Below are 20,766 nucleotides of genomic sequence, written 5' to 3'. Positions count from 1 at the left end.
CGCCGACGCGCACGCCGGTTATGCCCAACCGGTCCGCGCGTCAATCCACCCGGCGCGCCCCGCCACCCGTTCGGCCGAACGTCCCGAATACACCCACCTGAGGTCGCTCAAACCTTCGGGTGTCCCTCGTCACCTTAGGCCCTTTCGAGATGCGAGTTCCCGGTCCATGGCTTTTCCTTGGTGCGGGCGCGCGCGACCGCGGGCCCGCACCGGCCACGTCGGCCACCCCACCATGCCCCCTCGCCGCCATCGACGTCGGCGCGTACCCCCCTGCCTGGACGGAGATCCATTGTGACGAGCCCGCGGGTCGGCGAAGAGTTCGCGAGCCCCTCGGACCGGGCCTGCCGGCCCACCCTGACCTCCCGCCCCCAGGTCCCGCAGCAGACCGGGCCGACACCGCGCCCCCGGCGCATCCTGATGCTGTCCTGGGAGTACCCGCCGGTGCTGGTCGGCGGGCTCGGCCGGCACGTGCACGCGCTCTCCGTCGCGCTGGTCGCCGCCGGGCACGAGGTCACCGTGGTCACCCGGCACAGCGAGGGCGCGCCGCTGGAGGAGTACGCCGACGGGGTGCGGATCGTCCGGGCCGCCGAGGACCCGGTCACCTTCCCGCTCGCCACCGACTCGCTGCTGGCCTGGACGATGGCGTTCAACCACACGCTGACCCGGGCCGCGCTGCGGGCCGCCGAGACCGGCCGGTACGACGTGGTGCACGCCCACGACTGGCTGGTCGCGCACACCGCGATGACCATGCGCGACCACCTGGACGTGCCGCTGGTCAGCACCATCCACGCCACCGAGGCGGGCCGGCACCAGGGCTGGCTGCCGAAGGAGATGAACCGCACCATCCACGCGGTGGAGCACTGGCTGAGCAACGAGTCCGGCCGGGTGATCGTCTGCTCCGGGTACATGCGGGACGAGGTGACCGGCCTGTTCGACGTACCGGCCGGACGGGTCGACGTGGTGCCCAACGGGGTGGAGCCGCACCGCTGGAAGGCCCCGGTGGCGGCGGTCGCCGCGGCCCGTCGGCGGTTCGCCGGGGACGGCCCGCTGGTCACCTTCGCCGGTCGACTGGTCTACGAGAAGGGTGTCCAGCACCTGCTCGCCGGCCTGCCCCGGCTGCGGGACCGGCACCCCGGCCTGCGCGCGGTGATCGTCGGCGACGGCCCGTACCGCACCGAACTGGAGGCGGAGGTGCAGCGGCTCGGTCTGGCCGGCACGGTGAGCCTGCCCGGCTTCCTCGGCGGCACCGACCTGCCGGCCGTGATGGCCGCCTCGGACTGCTTCGCGGTGCCGAGCATCTACGAGCCGTTCGGCATGGTGGCGCTGGAGGGCGCGGCGGCCGGCGCGCCCCTCGCGGTGGCCGCCACCGGGGGTCTCGCCGAGATCGTCGAGCCCGGGGTGACCGGCATGACGTTCCGTCCGCAGGACCCGGACGGGCTCAGCGAGGCGGTGCACGCGCTGCTGTCCGACACCGACCGGGCGCGGGCGCTGGCCCGCCGGGCCCGGGTCATGGTGCACGAGCAGTACGGCTGGTCGGCGATCGCGCACCGGACCGCCGCCAGCTACGCCACCGCCATCACCGGTTCGTCGGCGTTCACCACGGAGCAGGCCGCCCAGCGGATGCGGCACGGCCGTCCCGCCGCGCCCGCGTTCCACGACGGCAACCTGCTCGCCGCCGCCGGTCTGCGCTGACCCTGCCGACGTCCGGCACGGGCCGCCGGTCGCGGACGACGCCGATGTTCCGGGCGGACGACCGTTCCCGGCGGGCAACGCGACGGGCCGCCAGCCCCGGCAGGGGTGGCGGCCCGTCGCGTGCGGGGTCAGCAGGTCGTCAGCGCGCGTCCTGCGGGACGTACGCGCGCTCGGCGGCACCGGTGTAGAGCTGCCGCGGACGGCCGATCTTGGTCTCCGGGTCGCCGATCATCTCGCGCCACTGGGCGATCCAGCCGGGCAGCCGGCCGAGGGCGAACAGGACGGTGAACATCTTGGTGGGGAAGCCCATGGCCTTGTAGATCAGGCCGGTGTAGAAGTCCACGTTCGGGTACAGCTTGCGGGAGACGAAGAAGTCGTCGGCGAGGGCGATCTCCTCGAGCTGCATGGCCAGGTCGAGCAGCGGGTCCGGCTTCGCCATCCGGCCGAGCACGTCCTGGGCGGCCTTCTTCACGATCGCCGCGCGCGGGTCGTAGTTCTTGTAGACCCGGTGGCCGAAGCCCATCAGCTTGACCCCGTCGGCCTTGTCCTTGACCTTGCGGACGAAGGACTGCACGTCGCCGCCGTCGGCCTCGATGCGCTGGAGCATCTCCAGCACCGCCTGGTTCGCGCCGCCGTGCAGCGGCCCGAACAGCGCGTTCACGCCGGCCGAGACGGAGGCGAAGAGGTTGGCGTTGCTGGAGCCCACCAGGCGTACCGTCGAGGTCGAGCAGTTCTGCTCGTGGTCGGCGTGCAGGATGAACAGCATGTCCAGCACCCGGGCCATCACCGGGTCCACGTCGTACGGTTCGGCCGGCACGCCGAAGGTCATCCGCAGGAAGTTCTCCACGTAGCCCAGCGAGTTGTCCGGGTAGAGCATCGCCTGGCCGATGGACTTCTTGTACGCGTACGAGGCGATGGTGGGCACCTTCGCCATCAGCCGGACCGTGGACATCTCCACGTGCTCGGCGTCGAACGGGTCCAGGCTGTCCTGGTAGAAGGTGGAGATGGCGCTCACCGCGGAGGACAGCACCGCCATCGGGTGCGCGTCGCGCGGGAAGCCGTCGAAGAAGCGCCGCATCTCCTCGTGCAGCAGCGAGTGCCGCCGGATGCGCTGGCTGAACTCGTCGAGCTGGGTGGCGGTCGGCAGCTCACCGTAGATGAGCAGGTAGGAGACCTCCAGGAAGGAGGACTTCTCGGCCAGTTGGTCGATGGGGTAGCCCCGGTACCGCAGGATGCCCGCATCGCCGTCGATGTAGGTGATCGCCGAGGAGCAGGCCGCGGTGTTGACGAACCCGGGGTCGTAGGTGGTCAGGCCGGTCTCTTTCAGCAATGCACCGACCCGGATTCCGGCAGGGCCTTCGACCGCGGATTGCACCGGCATCGAAAGCTGCCCACCGGAGTGATCGAGCTTGACTTCCGTCATGTGTCCCTCGCTTCGCCGGCGGAATCTACGTTGAAGATGCCTTCGCTTTTACCGTAAACGCGATGCCTGTAACACCGCCCGCCGTGGTTGGGCGGTGAGGGATGCGTCACCCGATTCCCCACCCGAACGGTCGGGAAACCCCCTCGCCTGGGCCGGAACGGGCCGAACCGGGCCACCGGAGGGCTCCCGACCGCATACGGTCGGTGGCGCGCGAAAACCGCCCGAAATCACCCGGACATCGATGAGGGCCACCATCGGCAGCTATGACGAATCCCCTGAAAACCACCGGACGGGATAGGCGACCGCCGTTGGATGCCCGCCCTCCGGTCGACCGCCGGACGGGGTTCAGGCGGTGGGGGTCAGCCGGCGCAGGTCACCCGCGGCGGTGACCTGGTACACGTCCAGTTGGTTCGCCCCGGGCCGGAACAGCCGGTCGTCGGTGATCAGCGCGGCGAAGCGTCGACCACCCTCGTCGGCCGGGACCACCGGGGTCACCGCGGCAACCCGGCCGTTGAGCGCGACGGCGAGCAGGGTGCCGTCCGGCACCCGGGCCGGCACGCTGCCCCAGACCAGCGCCGGCAGGCTGCCGGTGTCCGGGTCGACGGCCCGGAACGCGGCCAGGTCGGCCACCCGGACCGTCCCGCCGGTCCGCCGGTCGCCGGTGACCGGGGTGCCGACCAGCGGATGCGGTGCGGGCAGCGGTGGCGGGGTCGGCACGCCGCCGGGCAGGGTCACCGGCTCCCCCGGCCGGTCGTAGAAACGCTTGTCGGTGCGCTCGCGCGGGGCCTGCCGCGCGGACCGTCCGTCGACCCTGGCGGGCAACCGGATCCGGGCCAGGTCGGCGACGGTGGGCAGCAGGTCGACGTGTTCCCAGTTCCGGTCGTCGATCCGGCCGGCACGCTGGCCGGGCTCCTTGACGAACATCGGTACCCAGGCCACCTCGCCGGGCGCACGGCGGATCGCGTCCATCCCCCGCCCCTGGAAGCCCTCGGTGAAGCTGACCCCGTGGTCGGCGGTGACCATCAGCACCGCCCGGTCGTAGAGGCCGGTGGCGCGCATCGTCCGCAGGGTCTCCCCGATCAGCCGGTCGGTGTAGCCGAGCTGCGCCAGGTGCCGCTGTCGGGCCAGGTCCGCCCAGCCCGCGCCGTCGTTGGGCAGGTCCTCCGGGGCGTCGTAGCGGGCCCCGGACGGCAGGAACGTCCACGGGCTGTGCGGCATCAGCAGGTGCAGGACGTGCAGGGTGGGCCGCTCGGTCGGGCGCAGCCCGGCCAGGAAGTCGGTGAACCGGGCCGGCTGGTTGTCGTCCAGGCTGTCCCAGCGGAACTTCGGGTCGGCCGGGGGCGGCTCGGCGGCGTCCAGGCCCGCCTCGACCGCGGTCGGTTCCCGGTAGCTCGCCTCCGGGTCGACCGTGCCGTCCACCGGGGCGGCGAGCTGGCGGAGCAGGCCGGCGCTCTGCCGGACCAGCACGCCGAGTCCCTGCTCCGGGCCGACCGCCTGCTCGCAGCGGCTCGGTGGGCAGAGCCGGGTGATGCTCTCCTGGGCGCGGATGTCGTACAGCCCGCCGAAGGCGGTGAAGATGTTGTCCGGGTACGCCGAGTAGTGCGGGGCGTCCGGCCGGGCCGGGTACCGGCCGGTCAGCATGGCCGGCAACGCGTACGGGGTCCAGCCGCTGACCCCGGTGGCGTTGCGGTACCAGGTCGAGCCGGCGGCCAGCTCGGCGACGTGCGGGAAGCGGGCCGCGTCGATCCGGCCGTCCGGGCCGAGCAGCGAGACCAGCGGCAGCTCGTCGAGGATCAGCAGCACCACCGGGGGGTGTCCGCCGGGGCCGGCCGCGACGCCCGGCCCCGCGCCGTCGCCCCGACGCGGCAGCACCACCGCCGAGGCGGGCGAGACCAGGACGAACAGGGAGACGAACACCAGCGGCCCGGCGGCGGCGACCCGGAGCACCCGGCCGGGCGTACGCCAGCGCCGGTGCGCCACCGCGCCCGCCACGCCCACCGTACCGGCCGCCAGCAGCAGCGGTACCCCCCGCAGCGGGGTCAGCTCCCGGCCCACCTGGACGGCGAGCGCGGCGAGCAGCAGGGCGACCAGCGTGCGGTGCACCGCCGTGCGGGCCCGCCGCCCGGCCAGCCAGCCCAGCGCGCCGAGGACGGCCAGCGCCACCGTCGGTCCCACCGCGACCAGGGCGACCAGGGCGCCGACCTGACCGGGGGTGGCCCGGTGGAACAGGAAGAAGTCCGGGCTGCGACCGAGCACGTCCAGCAGCGGCTGGGTGACGGTCAGCCCGACCAGGGCCGTCACCTCCAGCAGGTGACGCAGCTCGGTCCGCCGGACCGACGGTACGGCCTCCGGCGCTGCGCCGGCCGACGTCGCGTCCCGGGCGACGGTGACGTCGGGTGGGTCGGCGGTCCGGTCAACCACCCACGACCCCGAGGTACAGCGTCCGGGTGCCGCAGGGCAGGTCCAGCCGCCGTTCGATCCGGCAGCGGTCGGCGAGCAGCCGGGCGAACACCTCGGGGCGGTAGTCGGGGAACAGGCCGGCCGGTTTGTTCGCCAGCAGCCGGTCGGCCATCGGGTCGGCCGGGTGGACGAACTCCACCACGATCCGGCCGCCCGGCCGGGTGAGCCCGACGAGGCAGTCGACCACCTCGGGCAGCGGCACGTTCCGGCCGATCGCCAGGTGGTGCACGACCGCGAGGGCGAGCACGACGTCGGCCGCGGCCCGGTCCGCGAAGGAGGCCCGTTCCACCCCGCGCCAGCCGCCGCCCGGGGACGGGTCGGCCAGGTCCATCACCAGGGGCAGCACCCGACGTTGCCGGTCGGCGCGCAGCCGGCGGTACAGCCCGTCGACCACCACCGGGTCCTGCTCGACCGCGACCACCTGGTCGGCGTGCCGGGCGGCGAGCCGGGCGTACCGGCCGTCGTTGGCCCCGAGGTCGAGCAGCAGCGCCGGACGCGGCCCGGCGGTCAGCGCGGCCTCGACGAAGCGTTCCTTGGCCGCCCGGTCGTCCGCGGAGTAGCCGCAGGTGCGCTGGTAGTCGACCCAGTGGCTGTCCGGCGCCGGGCGGTCCAGCCGGTCCACCAGCCGGGTCAGTCCCCGGACGGTGGCCAGGGTCAGCTCCCGGGAGTACCCGGCGGCCCGCAGTTGGTCCCGCACGTCGGTGGTGGTGGCGGTGGCGTGCCGGCGCTGCATGGCCGCGTGCAGGTGCAGGTGGGTCGGTACGCCGGGCAGCAGCCGGCGCAGCCCCCGGAACAGCGGCCGGAGCTGCTCGGCCTCGATCCCGTCCACCCGGGACCGCAGCCAGGGCTGGAAGTCGACGCCGAGGTGGGCTTGGAGCAGCAGCGGGTAGAGCAGGGTCTGGCAGAACTGCCGGTAGCCGGCCCACGGCTCGCCCTCCCGGGCCGGCTCGAACGACCCGACGTCGATGAAGACCGGCTCGACGCCCCGCCACTGGACGTTGTACGCCGAGCCGTCCTTGAGGGTGAACCCGGCGGTCACCGCCTCCCGGAGGATCTCCAGGTGCAGCAGCGCGGCGTCGCGGAGCATGCCGAACGACCACTCGTACGGGTGGGAGACGAACGAGATGCGCTCGTGCCGCAGCACGGTGGCCCAGGGCGCGTCGGGCAGCGGCCCGACCGGTTCGGTGCCGCAGACCTTGCCGGCGGCCAGCAGGGTACGGAAGAACTCCGCCCCGGCGAGCGCCCGGTAGTCGCGGGCGGCCCGCTCGTCGAGGCCGCGCAGCACGTGGCCGTCCCGGTGGAAGACCCGGTTGGCCGGGTCGCGGAACGAGGCCGGCTCGGCCCGGGTGTCGGGGATCGTCATGGGCGGTTCAGTGCCGGTCGGTGCGCTGCCGGCGGAACCGGTCCGCCAACCTCCGCCAGTACAGTTTCGCGGCCACCGCCGCCCCGGCCACTCCGCCGACCACCGCCTGCACGATCAGGCTGCCGGACCCCGCGTCCAGGTAGGCCAGGTGCATCACCGACCGCTCCCTTCCCTCGCCGTGGTGGAAACGTCCGGTCACCGCCGTACGGCACGTACGTCCCCATGACGGATAAACCGGTCGTGTCTGGTCATACCGTACGCGGTGTGCACCGTCCCGGGAGGCACACCGGCAGAGCCGCCACGTCGGAGTGGTCCGATTCGTTCAAGACAGCCGGCCCGCGCCCGTCCTACCGTCGGGGCATGACACCACGATTCGACCTGGTCGGGATGGCGACCACCGACATGGCCCGCACGCTGGACTTCTACCGCCGCCTCGGGGTCGACGTGCCACCCGGCGCGGAGACCGAGCCGCACGTGGAGGTCACCCTGCCCGGCGGGGTCCGGCTGGCCTGGGACACCGTGGCGACCCTGCGCTCGTTCGACCCGGACTGGACGGCGGGCACCGGTTCACCCCGGATCAGCCTGGCGTTCCGCTGCGCCGACCCGGCCGAGGTCGACCGGTACCACGCGGAGCTGACCGGTGCCGGGTTCACCGGGCACCTCGCCCCGTGGGACGCCGTGTGGGGGCAGCGGTACGCCGTCCTGCACGACCCGGAGGGCAACGGCGTGGACCTCTACGCCCCGCTGCCGGTCGGACCGGCCGACGAGGCGGGGACCGCGGTGGGCTGAGCCGCCCGGAGCAGCACGGTCGGCGGCACCCCGGCCAGGTCCCGCACCTCCCGGGTCAGGTGCGCCTGGTCGGCGTACCCGCTGCGGGCGGCCACCTCGGCCAGCGGCGTACCGGCGTGGGCCAGGGCCAGCGCCCGCCGCATGCGCAGGATGCGGGCGAGGGTCTTCGGGCCGTACCCGAACAGGGGCAGGCACCGGCGACGCAGGACGCGCGGATCCAGACCCAGCTCGGCGGCGGTCGCGGCGACCGTGGCCCCGGCGGCCAGCCGGTCGGCGATCCGGCCGCCGACCGGATCCGCGCCACCGGCCGCGCGCAGTCGCGCCGCCGCGACCGCCGTCAGGGCCTCCCCCGCCGTCAGGGCCTCACCCGGTGCCAGGGCCACCCGTTCGGCCAGGTCGGCGGCGACCCGCTCGCCCCACAGGTCGGCCAACGGCACCCGGCGGTCCCGCAGCTCGTCGGCGGGGACGCCGAGCACCGCCGGCCCGACGCCGGGCGGCAACCGCAGCCCGACCCAGCGTTCCCCCGGGCGGCCCACCGCGAGGTGGGCGGTCCGGTCCGGGCCGGCGACCAGCAGCCCGGCCCGGGACGACCAGAGCAGGTCCAGGCAGCCGTCCGGCAGCACCCTGGTCGGCGCGGCCCCCGCCGGGACGGTGCTGGTCCACAGCACCGCCCCGGCGATCGACGCGGCACGTTCCCGGTACACACCGCCAGCCTGCCACGCCGGCCACCCCCGCGACGCCGCCGCGCCGACCGCCGTGGCCGGCGGCGCTGCCGGGTCGCTCCGGATGCCGTCGACGGCGGCGGTGCCCGGCCGCGCAGAATGCCGCCGGTGGTGGTGACGGGCCGCGCCGGGTCGCGGTCAGCGGCGGTGGTGCATGGCCGCGCGGAGCAGGACGAACCGCAGCACGGTGGCGGCCAGGTTCGCCACGACCAGCACCAGCAGTTCCACCGCGCGGGGCGGGGTGGCGGTCGCGGCGTGCAGCAGGGCGAGCGAGCCGCTGGTCAGCGCCAGACCGAGCCCGAAGGCGACCAGCCCCTGCGCGTGGTGCCGGCCGGCGTGCCGGCTACCGGTGACCCCGAAGGTGAGGCGGCGGTTCGCCGCCGTGTTACCCACCGCCGTGACCAGCAGCGCCAGCAGGTTCGCCGGTTGCGCGCCGAGTCCGCCACGGGCCAGCACGAAGATCACCAGGTACGCGAGGGTGCTCGCCACCCCCACCGCGGCGAACCGGGCGAGCTGCCGGGGCAGCCCGACCGGTACCCGGACCGGCGGCGGGCGCAGCGGGGCCCGGCCGAGCTGTTCGCGTAGCTCGGTCAGGGGCAGCGCCCCGGTCAGCAGGGCCCGGCCGAGCCGCCCGATGCCGCGCAGGTCGGCCAGGGCGGTGGCGACGATGTCCACCCGGCTGTCCGGGTCGTCGACCCAGTCCACCGGCACCTCGTGGATGCGCAGCCCGGCCCGCTCGGCGAGGACCAGCAGTTCGGTGTCGAAGAACCAGCCGGTGTCCTCGACCAGCGGCAGCAGTCGGGCCGCCACGTCCGCCCGGATCGCCTTGAACCCGCACTGGGCGTCGGTGAACCGGGTGGACAGGGTGCCGCGCAGCAGCAGGTTGTAGCCGCGCGAGATGACCTCCCGTTTGGCGCCCCGGACCACCCGCGAGCCGCGCGCCAGCCGGGTGCCGATGGCCAGGTCGGAGTGGCCGGAGACGAGCGGGGCGACCAGCGGCAGCAGTGCGGCCAGGTCGGTGGAGAGGTCCACGTCCAGGTAGGCCAGGACCGAACCGGGCGACTCCGACCAGGCGGCCCGCAACGCCCGGCCGCGTCCCTTGGCGTCCAGGTGCCGCACCTCGACGTCGGACAGTTCGGCGGCGAGGTCCCGGGCCACCGCCAGGGTACGGTCGGTGCTGGCGTTGTCGGCGATGGTGATCCGGAACGGGTACGGGAAGTGCCCGGTCAGGTGGGCGTGCAGCCGCCGGACGCACGGGCCCAGGTCGACCTCCTCGTTGTAGACCGGCACCACCACGTCCAGCAGGACCGGTGGCGCGACGGTCCGGGCCGGTGCGACCGGTTGCGGGGTGTACGTCATGGCTCAGCCCTGCTTTCCGCTGCTCAGGTCGTAGAGGGTCACCCCGTCGACGGTCTGTGACTCGAAGTTCTCGGCGACCCAGGTGGCGATCTCACCGGAGGCGTCGCTGCCGCCGTTGGCCCGGAACCCGCCACCACCGATGAACCAGTGGATCTCGCCGTCGGCGACGTACCGCTGGAACCGGGCGAGGGTCGGCGACGGGTCGCTGCCGTTGAACCCACCGACGGCCATCACCGGCTCGCCGGTGGCCAACTGGTAGCCGGAGGCGTTGTTCGACCCGACGGTGGCCGCGATCCAGGTGTGGTCGGCGCTGTCCTGCGTCAGCAGGTCCCGCAGTTCCGCGCTGGGTTCGGCGGCGTTGAGCAGGCCGCCCATGCCGCCCCCGCCGCGCGCCCCACCGCCCGGAGCGGCTCCGCCGGGTACGCCGGGGAACGCGGGCTGCCCGTTCTGGCCCTGCCCCGGCTGGCCGCCCTGAGCTTGCCCCGGCTGCCCGTTCTGGCCCTGGCCCGGCTGGCCGTTCCGGGTGCCGTCGCGGAAACCGGGAAACTGGCCGCCGGGGAACTGGCCGCCGGGGAACTCGCCGTCCGGCGGCATCATGCCGTTCGGTCGGCCGCCCCGGAAACCGCCACCGAAGCCGCCCTGGGTCGCCGGTCCGGCGCTCGGGATCGCGCCGCTGTGCGGGGTGGCGGCGGTCTGCGCGGCGTACGCCGCCGGCCCGGACAGGGCGGCCACCGCGACGGCCAGCATGACCAGCGGGGTCAGCCGCCGGGTCAGCCGCCCGGTCGACCGGGTGGTGGCCAGCACCAGCAGCACGCCGGCCAGCCCGGCGACCAGCACCACGGTCCGCAGCCACGGGTACCAGTCGGCGCTACGCCCGAGCAGCGTCCACGACCACCAGGCGGTGACCGTGAGGGTGACCGCCAGGGCGGCCGTGGCGAACCAGTCCCGCCAGCGGGGAACGCCCTGGTCGGCGGGTGACCAGTCGGCGGTCGACCAGGCGACGGCCCGGTGCCGCCAGAGCAGGGTGGACCCGATGCCGGCCAGCGCACCGACCGCCGGGGCCAGGGCCACCGTGTAGTACGCGTGAAAGATCCCGCTCATCAGGCTGAACACCGCCCCGGTGACCAGCAGCCAGCCGCCCCAGAGCAGCAGCCCGGCCCGGGTCCGGTCGGTCCGGGGTGCCCGGCCGGTCAGCACCAGTCCGGCGACCAGCAGGATCAGCGCGGCCGGCAGCAGCCAGGACACCTGCCCACCGACCTCGGTGTCGAACATCCGCAGCAGCCCGGTCTGGGCGGAGAACGGGCCACCGCCGCGCGGGCCGACACTGCCGACCTCGTCCCCGGTGAGCCGGCCGAGGCCGTTGTAGCCGAGGGTCAGCTCCAGGATGCTGTTGGTCTGTGAGCCGCCGATGTACGGGCGGGCGCTGGCCGGGACCAGCTCGACGAGCGCCACCCACCAGCCGGTGGCGGCGACCAGGCCCAGCCCGGCGAGCAGGAGCTGCCGGATCCGCCGCCACAGCCCGGTCGGCGCGGCCACCAGGTACACCCCGGCGAAGACCGGCACCACCAGGAACGCCTGGAGCATCTTGGTCAGGAAACCGAACCCGACCAGCACGCCGACCAGCACGATCCACCGGGTCGAGGCGGCCTCCAGGGCCCGTACGGTGGCGTACGCGGCGGCGGTGAGCAGCAGCACCAGCAGCGCGTCCGGGTTGTTGAACCGGAACATCAGCGCGGCGACCGGGGTGAGGGCGAGCACCGTACCGGCGATCAGCCCGGCCGCCGGCCCGTACCAGCGGCGGACGGTCGCGTACAGCACGCCGACCGTGGCGACGCCGAGCAGCGCCTGCGGCACGAGGATCGACCACGAGCTGAGCCCGAAGAGGCGTACCGACAGCGCCATCAGCCACAGCGACATCGGGGTCTTGTCCACGGTGATCGAGTTGGCCGCGTCGGAGGAGCCGTACAGGAACGCCGTCCAGTTCTGCGAGCCGGCCTGCGCGGCGGCCGAGTAGTACGCGTTGGCCCAGCCGGACCCGCCCAGTCCCCACAGGTAGAGCAGCGCGGTACCGAGCAGCAGGGCGGCCAGTGCCGGGCGTACCCAGCGGGGCCGGACCGCCGGGGGCTCCGGTCGCGGTGGGTGCGGCACCCCGGCGGGGTCCGGCGGGCCGGGCTCCCGGGTGCCGGCGGCCGACGGGCCCACCACCGGTGCGGTGGTGGAGGGCAGCGGAGCGGTCGGCGGATGCTCTGTCTTCTCCATGTGAGCCAGCCTCGGCGGCCCGGCTGGCCCGCCCCCGTGCGAAGGCTATGCGTCCGCTGTGCGGTTCGGCAGCCGTACCGTGAACGCGGTCCGGCCCGGCCGGCTGTCCACAGTGACCTGTCCGTGGTGGGCGTCCACCACGGCGGCGACGATGGCCAGGCCGAGGCCGGTGCTGCCGTGCGCCCGCGACCGGGAGCTGTCGCCCCGGGCGAACCGTTCGAACACCTCCGGTTGCAGCTCGGCGGGGACGCCGGGGCCGTCGTCGGCGACGGTCAGCACGGCGGCGTCCGGACCGGCCCGCAGGGTGGTGGTGACGGTGGTACCGGCCGGGGTGTGCACCCGGGCGTTGGTCAGCAGGTTCGTCACCACCTGGTGCAGCCGGGCGGCGTCACCGGGCACCTCGACCGCCTCGTCGGGCAGGTCGAGCTGCCAGCGGTGCCCGGGGCCGGCCACGTGCGCGTCGCTGACCGCGTCGACCACCAGCGCGGACAGGTCGACCGGTTCGGACACCAGCGGACGGCCCGAGTCGAGCCGGGCCAGCAGCAGCAGGTCGTCGACGAGACTGGTCATCCGGACGCTCTCGGACTCCACCCGGCGCAGCGCGTGCGCCACGTCGGGCGGCACCTCCGCCCGGCCCCGGCGGGCCACCTCCGCGTACCCCCGGATGGCCGCGAGGGGGGTACGCAGCTCGTGGCTGGCGTCGGCGACGAACTGGCGTACCCGGGTCTCGCTGGCCTGGCGGGCGGTGAGCGCGGCGGCGACGTGCCCCAGCATCCGGTTGAGCGCGCTGCCGACCTGACCGACCTCGGTACGCGGGTCGGTGTCGGCGGCGGGCACCCGGACCGACAGGGCGACCTCGCCCCGGTCCAGCGGCAGTTCGGTGACCCGGGTGGCGGTGGCCGCGACCCGGCGCAGCGGACGCAGCGTGGCCTGCACGATCAGCGCGCCGGCCGAGCCGGCGAGCAGCAGGCCGGCGGTGGCGATGCCGGCCTGCGCGGCGATCATCCGCCAGATGGTCTGCTGGACGCCGGCCAGCGGCACGCCCAGCGCCCGGACGGTGCCGTCCGGGGCGGTGCGCGCCACGAAGCGGTAGTCGCCCCGGTCGCCCAGGTCGACGGTGCGGGGTCGGCCGTCGGCGCGTAGCGCGGCGACGGCGGTGACCTCGGAGACCGGTATCGGCTCCTCGTCCCGGCCGGCGGTGAGGGTCCGGGCGGCGGTGACCTGGCCGTCGGTGGCCTGCACGACGATCGTGCCGGTGGGGAAGCCGGGCGGGACGCGCAGGAACCGGTTGTCGGGTAGCTGCCAGCCGGGCAGCGGGTCGACCGGCCCGCGCCCCTGGTACATGGGGGCCAGTTGTTCGTCGATCTGGCTGGTCAGGAAGTGCCGCAGGGCCACCGTGGTGACCGTGCCGACGCCCACGCTGACCAGGGCGAGCAGGGCGACGACGGTGGCGACCAGCCGGCCCCGCAGCGACCAGCCGGCCAGCCGGTGCGACAGCGACCAGCGGGACGACGGCCAACGGCGGGGCTCACGGGGCGGGCTTGAGGACATAGCCCGCCCCGCGCAGCGTGTGGATCATCGGCTCGCGGCCGGCGTCGATCTTCTTCCGCAGGTACGAGATGTACAGCTCGACGACGTTGGCCTGGCCGCCGAAGTCGTAGTTCCAGACGTGGTCCAGGATCTGCGCCTTGCTGAGCACCCGGCGCGGGTTGCGCATCAGGTAGCGGAGCAGCTCGAACTCGGTGGCGGTGAGGGTGATCAGGTCGTCGCCCCGGCGTACCTCGTGGCTGTCCTCGTCCAGGCTGAGGTCACCGACGGTGAGGACGGCCTCCTCGCGGGCCGCGACGGCCAGCCCGGCCCGGCGCAGCAGGGCCCGCAGCCGGGCGATCACCTCCTCCAGGCTGAACGGCTTGGTGACGTAGTCGTCGCCGCCGACGGTCAGTCCGGCGATCCGGTCCTGCACCGCGTCCCGGGCGGTCAGGAACAGCACCGGCACGTTCGGGGCCTGCTCGCGCAGCCGGCGCAGTACCTGGAAGCCGTCCAGGTCGGGCAGCATCACGTCGAGCACCACCACGTCCGGGCGGGTCTGCCGGGCGCTGCTCAGCGCGGCCATGCCGTTGCCGGCGGTGGCGACCTGCCAGCCCTCGTAGCGCAGCGCCATGGCGAGCAGGTCGGTCAGGGTGGACTCGTCGTCGACCACCAGCACCCGCACCGGCCCGCCGTCCGGACGGCGCAGCTCGACCCGGCCCGGAAGCGCATGCCCGTCGGTCACCATGCCCCCATCCTGGTCCCCGACCCTGTGTCCCGTCCCAGCGTTGCCTGTGCGCCACCTGTACGCGTCGCGTACCACGCTCAACGAGCACGTGCCCAGCCGAGGAAACGGGTGGTCAGGTCGGGGGCGTCCGGGTGGGTGCCGGGCAGGTCGGTGGCGGCCTCCTCCAGCAGCAGGGCGAGGTGGATCAGCAGGGTGGGGCGGTTGCCCCGGTACTCGACGAGCAACCGCAGCCGGGCCGGTGAGCAGGGCCACGGCGCGCCGCAGACCCGGCACCGCCAGGACGGCCGCGCGGCGACGTGCGGCCGGGCCCTCACCGCCGTCCGCCCTTGCCCAGTACCGGGACCGGTCCCGGGACGCCCTCACCCACGGTCGCGTCGCCGGTCTCGCCGGGTACCAGCGCCTTCTCGTGGTCCCGCACGCTCACATCCATTCACCCGCCGTCTCGTTGTCCCTTGTGGAGGGCCGCCCCGCCTCCCCACGGGGCGGCCCGACAGACGCGACCGCCGGGTCTCACGCCTCCACCGGCCGCGCCGCCTCGCCCACACCCTCCTGCGACGTGGTCGGACGACGACATCCCGCGAGTGGGTGCCGGGCAGACGTCTTTGCCATCTGGAAGGGAAACCGCATGAACGACGCGCTCCGCGCCGCCCTGTACGCCACCGGGCAGACCACCGAATCGCTGGCCGAACGCATCGGCGTCGACCCGAAGACCACCATGCGGTGGCTCAACGAGGGACGCGTTCCGTACCCCCGGCACCGGGCGGCAGCCGCCGAGGCGCTCGGCAAAGACATCGCGGACATCTGGCCGGACACCTTCCGGAAGAAGGTGCCACTCTGGTTCCGTCCGTGGCAGGAGATCGAACGGGAGGCGGTGTCGCTGCGGTCGTACCAGTGCATGGTCCTGCCCGGGTTGCTCCAGACCGAGCGGTACGCGCGGGAGGTGCTGGCCGGCGGCGGGCTGCTCCCCCGGGGCGAGGTGGAGCGGCACGTCGCCACCCGGCTGGCCCGGCAGGGCATCCTCAACCAGGACGACCCGCCGCAGTTCACCGCCGTGATCGACGAATCGGTACTGCGCCGGCCGGTCGGCGGCCCGGCCACCATGCACGAGCAGTTGACCGCGCTGGTCCGGGCGTGCGGAGCCCCGCACGTCCGGGTGCACGTGGTGCCGTCCAGTGTGGGTGCCTACGCCGGGCTCAACGGCCCGTTCGTGCTGGCGCAGAGCCCCGATCACCGGCTGGCCGGCTACCTGGACAACCAGCTCCAGGGTCAGGTGGTCAGCGAGGCGGACGAGTTGGCGGCGATACTGGCTGCGTGGGAGGACGTGCGCGGCGAGGCGTTGTCCCACCGGCAGTCCGTCGACCTGATCACGGAGGTGGCCCAGACATGGACCTGACCGGCGCACGGTGGCGCACCAGCAGTCGCAGCAGCGGCAACGGCGGCGACTGCGTCGAGGTGGCCGACAACCTGCCCGACGTGATCGGCGTACGGGACAGCAAGGACCCGCACGGCCCGGCGCTGACCTTCTCCCCCACCGCCTGGCGGGCCTTCCTCACCCGGTACGCCGTACGCGACTGACCCGGGGCAGTGCGACTCCGGGTGTCTGATCCGGGACGGGTGCGGTCTCGGCCGGCCGTGGTTTCCGCCGGCCCGTGCCCGGCCCCGTCGACCGACACTCCGGCGTCCACCATGGACGCCGGAGTGTCGGTGTTTCGTGGTGAAATGACCGGATGAGTGGACTCGCCGGCCTGACCGCCGCTCCGGACCAGATCGCGTACATGGACGCCGCCGCCCGTACCCCGGTGGGCCTCGACTACAAGCAGCGCCTGCTCGCCGCGCTCGACGTACGGCCCGGCCAGACGGCGGTGGACCTGGGCTGCGGGCCCGGTACCGACCTGGCGTCGCTGGCCGACGCGGTCGGCCCGGACGGCACGGTGATCGGGGTCGACCACGAGCCCCGGATGCTGGCCGAGGCGACCGACCGGCACGCCGACCGCCCCAACGTCGAGCTGCGGGCCGGTGACCTGCGCGACCTGCCGCTGGCCGACGCCAGTGTGGACCGGCTCCGGGTGGACCGGGTGCTGCAACACGTACCCGAGCCGGAGCGGGCGTTCGCGGAGGCCCGGCGGGTACTACGGCCGGGCGGCCTGTTCGGTATGGCCGAGCCGGACTGGGACACCCTCGCCGTCGCCGACGAGGACGTCACCACCAGTCGACGGTTCGCCCGGTTCAACGCCAGCCGGGTCCGCAACGCCACCATGGGCCGCCAGATGGTACGGCTGGCCGACGCGGCCGGGTTCCGGATCCGGTCGGTCGAACCGGTCGCGGTGCTGTTCCGCGACTTCGGCACCGCCGACCAGATCCTCGGACTGCGGCGCAACTCGACGCGGGCGGTGGCCGCCGGTGAGCTGGCCGAGGCGGACGTGGACGCGTGGCTGCACCGGCTGGCGACCGGGCCGCTGCTCGCCGGCTTCACCTTCTACCTGGTCGTCGCCGGGTCCTGAAGGTTCTGCACGTTCGCGGGACCGGCAGCGAACGGCGGAAAGGGATCGCGCCGACCCGGCCGCCCGGTGTCGCACAGCCGACACACAGCCACGACCTCAGCCCCTCCCAGGCGCGGCCGGCAGGCTCCGGCCATGGACACCATCGATGGGGTACGCGAGGCGCGCTGGTCACATCGGGGGCGTCCGGTCCGGGTGGCGGTGACCGGGGTGGACCGGCCCACCACCGCCCGGCGGGTGGTCGCCGGGGCCCTCGCCGCCCTGGACCGGATCACCGCGCCGGGGCGGGGCGAACTGGCCCGGGTGCACCGGGCGGCGGGCCGGCCGGTGCCGGTCGGACCGCTGCTACGGGAGCTGGTCACCGTCGCGCTGGAGGCGGCCCGGATCAGTGACGGCGACTGCGACCCGACGATCGGCGCGGCCCGGATCCGGTTGGCCGCCCGGGTCGGCCCGCTGCCGGTCTGCGGCTCCGGCAGCGGCGTCCCGCTGCCCGACGCCGGTGACTGGCGGTCGGTGTCGCTGCGCGGTGACCGGCTGACCGTACCGCCGACGCTGCTGCTGATGTTGGGCGGGACGGCGACGGCGTACCTGGCGCAGCGGTGCGCGGAACAGATCGCGCAGCGGTCGGCGGGTGGGGTGCTGGTGGCGGTCGGGTCCCGGGTGGCGACGGCCGGGCCGGCCCCCTCCGGTGGCTGGCCGGTGCCGGTCGACGGTCGCACGGTGGGGCTCAACGGCGGTGGGCTGGCTACCGCGTCGGCGCGTGACCCGGACGGCAGGGGCGTCCTCGATCCGCGTACCGGCCGGGTGCCCGACTCGCCGTGGGAGGCGGTGACGGTGGCCGCCCCGGACGCGGTACGCGCGGCCACGTTCGCCGTCAGCGCGTTGGTGCGGGGTGCGGACGGCCCCGACTGGCTGACCGAACGGGACTGCGCGTGGTGGGTCACGCCCCGGCCGGGATCGACCCACCCGCCGGTGCCGGTGGGCCGCTGACCACTCGGGCCCCGGGACGGTGGGCCGTCGGGTGGTAGGTTGCGGATCGTGCGCCAGCAACGAGGCGGTACGGCCGGTCCGCTCGCCGGTCGGGTGGTCCTGGTGACCGGGGCGGCCCGGGGCATCGGCGAGCACACCGCCCGGGTCGCCGCCGCCCGGGGTGCCCGGGTGTCCCTGGTCGGGCTGGAGCCGGACCGCCTCGCCGCCCTGGCGGCCGAGCTGGGCGAGGGGCACGTCTGGTTTCCCGCCGACGTCACCGACCAGGCCGGCCTGACCCGGGCCGTGGACGGCACCATCGCGGCGCTGGGCGGGATCGACGCGGTGGTCGCCAACGCCGGAGTGGCGAACCGGGGAACCCTCGCGGTCGGGGACCTCGACGCGATGGTGCGTACCGTCGAGGTGAACCTGGTCGGGGTGATGCGGACGGCGGCGGCGACGGTCGACGCGCTGATCGCCCGGCGCGGGTACCTGCTGATCGTCTCGTCGGCGGCGGCGTTCGCCGCGCCGCCCGGGATGGCCGCGTACTGCGCGTCGAAGGCCGGGGCGGAGAGTTTCGGCACCTCGATCCGGTTGGAGCTGGCCCACCACGGGGTCGCCGTCGGCACCGCACACCCCTCCTGGATCGACACCGACCTGGTCCGGGAGGCCCGGACCGACCTGCCGGCCGTCGCGGAGCTGCTGGCGCGGCTGCCCTGGCCGATGCGGAAGACCACGTCGGTACGGGAGTGCGCGGCGGCGTTCGTCCGGGCCATCGAGCGGCGGCAGCGCCGGGTGTACGTGCCCCGGGCGGTCGGTCTGCTCCAGGCGGGACGGTCGGTGCTGGTCAGCCCGCTGGCGGACCGGGTGATGGCCCGGCACGCCCGCCGGGCGGTACCCGAGCTGGAGGCGCAGGTACGGGCCCTGGGGCGCGGCTTCGGGGTGAGCACGGCGTTGCCCGGCAGCCCCGGTACGGCGTTGCCCGACGGCCCCGGCCCGGCGCGACCCGACGGGCGGGCTGTGAACCGGAGGAACGACCCCGGCCCCGCCCCGGGAGCCGACCCGGCCGCTGACTGAGCGTTCGGACAGCGTCACGCGGAGATCGCCGGTTGTCGGTTTGTGCTGCTCGGAGGCCGGGTACCGGCTCGGGGGGCACCTGCGGGCGGGGCGTGGGGACGAGGCGAGGAGCGGCACGATGAGGACGCTGGACGGGCGGTACCGGCTCGAACAGCGCATCGGCGTCGGTGGCATGTCGGAGGTCTGGCGGGCCCACGACGTGGTGCTGGACCGGACGGTGGCGGTGAAGCTGATCTCGCCCGGCCACCACGACGGCCCGACCTCGGTGGAGCGGATCCGGGCCGAAGCGCGCTCGGCGGCCCGGCTGGTGCACCCGAACGTGGCGAGCGTGCACGACTTCGGCACCGCCGTCACCGGCACCGGGCAGCAGGTGCCGTACATCGTGATGGAGTTGGCCGAGGGGGAGACGCTGGCCGCGCACGTCCGCTCCGGGCCGCTGGACTGGCGGATCGCGGTGCGGGTCTGCGCCGAGGTGAGCGCGGCGCTGGCCGCCGCACACGCCCACGGCATCGTGCACAGGGACGTGAAGCCGGCCAACGTGGTGCTCACCCCGGCCGGGGTGAAGGTGCTGGACTTCGGCATCGCCACCACCAGTGGCACGGCTGACGAGCTGCCGGCGGGCATGGTGGTCGGCACCCCGGCGTACCTCGCGCCGGAGCAGTTGGCGCAGCGGCCGGCCACCACCGCAGCCGACATGTACGCGGTGGGGGTGCTGCTCTACTACTGCCTCACCGGTCGGCTGCCGTACCCGGCGTCGACGGCGACGCAGCTGTTGGGCACCCGCCGCCGTCAGCCGCCGGAGCCGCTGCCGGCGGTGGAGGGGTTACCGGCGGAGGTGGCCGACCTGTGCCGGAGCTGTCTGGCCGAGGATCCGTCGGACCGGCCGACCAGTCTGTTCGCCGCGCTGGTGCTCGCCGAAGCGGTCGACGCCCGGGTGTACGTGCCGTTGGCCACCGTGGTGCCCCGGCAGCGGACCGCCGCCCCCGTCTCCCCGTGGACCGAACGGGCCGCCACCGCACCGACCGAGATGGCCGTGGTGGATCCGGGCGGCGGCACGGAGAGCTGACGCCCCGCCGCCGCCCAACCTCCCCGCCGCCTGACGCCCCGCCGCCGCCCAACCTCCCCGCCGCCTGACGCCCCGACCCGCCCAACCTCCCGGGCCCGGCTGAACTCCCGGGCCCGGCTGACGGCCCGTCACCGGGCGGGCGCTGGTCGGGCGGTTTCGCCGGGCGGGTGCCGGGTAGCCGTGCCGGGAACGACGGGAGGAACGGCGATGTCGGATCCGGGTTCGTGGTTCCACGAGGCGATGGCGACCGCCGAGGGCGGTCACGTACACACCGACGACGGTGGGTTGTCGACGGCGCTGGCGTCCCCGCTCGCGCCACACTGCACCGGGCTCACCCCGGAGCAGCTGCTCGCGGCGGCGTTCGCCTCGTGTCTGCACCACGCGGCGGTCGAGGCGGCCAAGGAGATCACCGACGAGGCGCACACGGTGCAGGTACGCGCCGAGGTCAAGTTGGGTCGGGCCGACGACGGCCGGTACCAGGCCGACGTGCACGCCTCGATCTCGTCCATCGGGTTGAGCCGGGAGCAGCTCGCCGGCCTGGTGGAGCAGGCCGACCGGCTGTGGCCGTTCTCGACCAGTGACCTGAGCCGGCACCGGCTCACCGTCACCGCAGCGGAGAACGGTCGCCGCTGAACACCGCCAGCGCAGCGGGAACTCTGTCGCCGAGCCCGGGTGGAGAACGGCTGTCGCCGAGCCCGGTGGAGAACGGCGTCGTTGAACACCGCCGCTCCGGCGGACAGCGGTCGTCGCCCGGCCGAGAACGGCCCATCGGGGCTGGGCCGAACGGACGACCCCTGGGCTGGGCCGTGGTGGGCGC

19 protein-coding genes are annotated in these 20,766 nt (G+C 74.6%); 9 read left to right on the top strand and 10 right to left on the bottom strand.

The genetic code is table 11. From position 1 onward, the window contains the following. Nucleotides 1-291 precede the first annotated feature (291 nt). Entirely contained in the window at nt 292-1,692 is a 1,401-nt protein-coding gene (locus tag PVK37_RS18750) for a glycosyltransferase family 4 protein (RefSeq protein ID WP_275028770.1), read from the top strand. Nucleotides 1,693-1,831: 139 nt separating this feature from the next. On the opposite strand, the gene PVK37_RS18745 is transcribed toward PVK37_RS18750, so the two are convergent. The 4 genes from PVK37_RS18745 to PVK37_RS18730 all read right to left on the bottom strand — a co-directional run bounded on the left by PVK37_RS18745 (nt 1,832) and on the right by PVK37_RS18730 (nt 7,137). Continuing rightward, a complete protein-coding gene (locus tag PVK37_RS18745) occupies nt 1,832-3,115 on the bottom strand; it encodes a citrate synthase (RefSeq protein WP_275028769.1) in 1,284 nt (427 codons plus the stop codon). A 345-nt stretch (nt 3,116-3,460) separates the two neighbouring features. Next, entirely contained in the window at nt 3,461-5,536 is a 2,076-nt protein-coding gene (locus PVK37_RS18740; RefSeq protein WP_275028768.1) for a sulfatase-like hydrolase/transferase, read from the bottom strand. Then, on the bottom strand, nt 5,529-6,938 hold the full coding sequence (locus PVK37_RS18735) for a methyltransferase domain-containing protein (RefSeq protein WP_275028767.1): 1,410 nt from the start codon (nt 6,936-6,938) through the stop codon (nt 5,529-5,531). The genes PVK37_RS18740 and PVK37_RS18735 overlap by 8 nt, the downstream gene beginning before the upstream one ends. A gap of 7 nt (nt 6,939-6,945) precedes the next feature. After that, on the bottom strand, nt 6,946-7,137 hold the full coding sequence (locus tag PVK37_RS18730; RefSeq protein WP_275035340.1) for a hypothetical protein: 192 nt from the start codon (nt 7,135-7,137) through the stop codon (nt 6,946-6,948). Between the two features lie 161 nt (nt 7,138-7,298). Between PVK37_RS18730 and PVK37_RS18725 the strand changes: the two genes are divergently transcribed. Then, nucleotides 7,299-7,727, top strand: a complete 429-nt coding sequence (locus tag PVK37_RS18725; RefSeq protein WP_275028765.1) for a VOC family protein — start codon at nt 7,299-7,301, stop codon at nt 7,725-7,727. On the opposite strand, the gene PVK37_RS18720 is transcribed toward PVK37_RS18725, so the two are convergent. The 6 genes from PVK37_RS18720 to PVK37_RS18695 all read right to left on the bottom strand — a co-directional run bounded on the left by PVK37_RS18720 (nt 7,673) and on the right by PVK37_RS18695 (nt 14,656). Further along, entirely contained in the window at nt 7,673-8,431 is a 759-nt protein-coding gene (locus PVK37_RS18720) for a helix-turn-helix domain-containing protein (RefSeq protein WP_275028764.1), read from the bottom strand. The genes PVK37_RS18725 and PVK37_RS18720 overlap by 55 nt on opposite strands. Nucleotides 8,432-8,587: 156 nt before the next feature. Next, a complete protein-coding gene (locus tag PVK37_RS18715) occupies nt 8,588-9,808 on the bottom strand; it encodes a bifunctional glycosyltransferase family 2/GtrA family protein (RefSeq protein WP_275028763.1) in 1,221 nt (406 codons plus the stop codon). A gap of 3 nt (nt 9,809-9,811) precedes the next feature. Continuing rightward, the gene (locus PVK37_RS18710) at nt 9,812-12,034 is read right to left on the bottom strand and encodes a glycosyltransferase family 39 protein (protein WP_480212899.1); all 2,223 of its coding nucleotides are present in this window, start codon (nt 12,032-12,034) and stop codon (nt 9,812-9,814) included. A gap of 78 nt (nt 12,035-12,112) precedes the next feature. Further along, nucleotides 12,113-13,552 (bottom strand): sensor histidine kinase, encoded by a 1,440-nt coding sequence (locus PVK37_RS18705; protein ID WP_275035168.1) that lies wholly within the window; start codon nt 13,550-13,552, stop codon nt 12,113-12,115. 43 nt (nt 13,553-13,595) lie between these two features. Continuing rightward, nucleotides 13,596-14,342 carry a response regulator transcription factor gene (locus PVK37_RS18700; RefSeq protein ID WP_275028761.1) on the bottom strand — a complete coding sequence of 249 codons (747 nt, stop codon included), beginning with the start codon at nt 14,340-14,342 and terminating at the stop codon, nt 13,596-13,598. Nucleotides 14,343-14,419: 77 nt separating this feature from the next. Then, complete coding sequence (locus tag PVK37_RS18695) at nt 14,420-14,656, bottom strand: flavin reductase (protein ID WP_275028760.1); 237 nt, start codon at nt 14,654-14,656, stop codon at nt 14,420-14,422. A 311-nt stretch (nt 14,657-14,967) separates the two neighbouring features. On the opposite strand from PVK37_RS18695, the gene PVK37_RS18690 reads away from it, so the two are divergent. The 7 genes from PVK37_RS18690 (at nt 14,968) to PVK37_RS18660 (ending at nt 20,582) form a co-directional block, all read left to right on the top strand. Further along, nucleotides 14,968-15,735, top strand: a complete 768-nt coding sequence (locus tag PVK37_RS18690) for a Scr1 family TA system antitoxin-like transcriptional regulator (protein ID WP_275028759.1) — start codon at nt 14,968-14,970, stop codon at nt 15,733-15,735. Further along, the gene (locus PVK37_RS18685; RefSeq protein ID WP_275028758.1) at nt 15,726-15,917 is read left to right on the top strand and encodes a DUF397 domain-containing protein; all 192 of its coding nucleotides are present in this window, start codon (nt 15,726-15,728) and stop codon (nt 15,915-15,917) included. The genes PVK37_RS18690 and PVK37_RS18685 overlap by 10 nt, the downstream gene beginning before the upstream one ends. A gap of 152 nt (nt 15,918-16,069) precedes the next feature. Continuing rightward, entirely contained in the window at nt 16,070-16,843 is a 774-nt protein-coding gene (locus tag PVK37_RS18680) for a methyltransferase domain-containing protein (protein WP_275028757.1), read from the top strand. Between the two features lie 132 nt (nt 16,844-16,975). Next, nucleotides 16,976-17,830 (top strand): FAD:protein FMN transferase, encoded by an 855-nt coding sequence (locus PVK37_RS18675; protein WP_275028756.1) that lies wholly within the window; start codon nt 16,976-16,978, stop codon nt 17,828-17,830. 48 nt (nt 17,831-17,878) lie between these two features. Further along, nucleotides 17,879-18,883, top strand: coding sequence for an SDR family oxidoreductase (locus tag PVK37_RS18670; RefSeq protein ID WP_275028755.1), 1,005 nt, complete (start codon nt 17,879-17,881; stop codon nt 18,881-18,883). 118 nt (nt 18,884-19,001) lie between these two features. Next, nucleotides 19,002-19,949 carry a serine/threonine-protein kinase gene (locus PVK37_RS18665; RefSeq protein ID WP_275028754.1) on the top strand — a complete coding sequence of 316 codons (948 nt, stop codon included), beginning with the start codon at nt 19,002-19,004 and terminating at the stop codon, nt 19,947-19,949. Between the two features lie 207 nt (nt 19,950-20,156). Then, the gene (locus PVK37_RS18660) at nt 20,157-20,582 is read left to right on the top strand and encodes an OsmC family protein (protein WP_275028753.1); all 426 of its coding nucleotides are present in this window, start codon (nt 20,157-20,159) and stop codon (nt 20,580-20,582) included. The last annotated feature ends 184 nt before the right edge of the window (nt 20,583-20,766 follow it).

Origin of the sequence: Micromonospora cathayae (assembly GCF_028993575.1) — a bacterium.
GTDB classification, from domain to species: Bacteria; Actinomycetota; Actinomycetes; order Mycobacteriales; family Micromonosporaceae; genus Micromonospora; species Micromonospora cathayae.
The sequence above is the reverse complement of the archived record's forward strand: the minus strand, read 5'-3'. Positions and strand labels throughout refer to the sequence as shown.

What these genes read in the sequence shown, in the direction of transcription:
- PVK37_RS18715 (WP_275028763.1), bottom strand. Translation starts at nt 9,808, where the DNA reads ATGACGTACACCCCGCAACCGGTCGCACCGGCCCGGACCGTCGCGCCA.
- PVK37_RS18675 (WP_275028756.1), top strand. Translation starts at nt 16,976, where the DNA reads ATGGACACCATCGATGGGGTACGCGAGGCGCGCTGGTCACATCGGGGG.
- PVK37_RS18700 (WP_275028761.1), bottom strand. Translation starts at nt 14,342, where the DNA reads ATGGTGACCGACGGGCATGCGCTTCCGGGCCGGGTCGAGCTGCGCCGT.
- PVK37_RS18735 (WP_275028767.1), bottom strand. Translation starts at nt 6,938, where the DNA reads ATGACGATCCCCGACACCCGGGCCGAGCCGGCCTCGTTCCGCGACCCG.
- PVK37_RS18665 (WP_275028754.1), top strand. Translation starts at nt 19,002, where the DNA reads ATGAGGACGCTGGACGGGCGGTACCGGCTCGAACAGCGCATCGGCGTC.
- PVK37_RS18685 (WP_275028758.1), top strand. Translation starts at nt 15,726, where the DNA reads ATGGACCTGACCGGCGCACGGTGGCGCACCAGCAGTCGCAGCAGCGGC.
- PVK37_RS18690 (WP_275028759.1), top strand. Translation starts at nt 14,968, where the DNA reads ATGAACGACGCGCTCCGCGCCGCCCTGTACGCCACCGGGCAGACCACC.
- PVK37_RS18745 (WP_275028769.1), bottom strand. Translation starts at nt 3,115, where the DNA reads ATGACGGAAGTCAAGCTCGATCACTCCGGTGGGCAGCTTTCGATGCCG.
- PVK37_RS18660 (WP_275028753.1), top strand. Translation starts at nt 20,157, where the DNA reads ATGTCGGATCCGGGTTCGTGGTTCCACGAGGCGATGGCGACCGCCGAG.
- PVK37_RS18725 (WP_275028765.1), top strand. Translation starts at nt 7,299, where the DNA reads ATGACACCACGATTCGACCTGGTCGGGATGGCGACCACCGACATGGCC.
- PVK37_RS18680 (WP_275028757.1), top strand. Translation starts at nt 16,070, where the DNA reads ATGAGTGGACTCGCCGGCCTGACCGCCGCTCCGGACCAGATCGCGTAC.